Annotated in this window: 1 pseudogene; it reads right to left on the bottom strand. The window is 53.5% G+C overall.

Annotation, left to right across the window (positions count from 1 at the left end):
- Positions 1 to 230: pseudogene (locus KVT27_RS26440) on the bottom strand (HAD family hydrolase); the annotation flags it as partial.

Here is a 230-nt window from a genome sequence, read left to right as displayed (position 1 = left end):
GACTCAAATCGCCCCCACAGCGCTTCCAAATTGGTGAGCTCGATCATTTGGGCATAGTCGAAACAAGGCAGATGCTCGAACAATCGCCCGGAGGCCGCGCGAACCTCATGTTCCAGGGCAGCCGGATCAACGCCTGTTGATTCAACCGCCCCTGCACAGGTTGCTGCAAAAGCCTCCTGAATGCTTTTCTCATCCCATAGCAGCGTATTGTCCAAATCAAAGATTATCGC

Source organism: Lysinibacillus sp. GbtcB16 (genome assembly GCF_019091145.1).
Classification (GTDB): domain Bacteria; phylum Bacillota; class Bacilli; order Bacillales_A; family Planococcaceae; genus Lysinibacillus; species Lysinibacillus fusiformis.
Note: the sequence above shows the minus strand (reverse complement) of the source record. Positions and strands in the feature narration are given on the sequence as shown.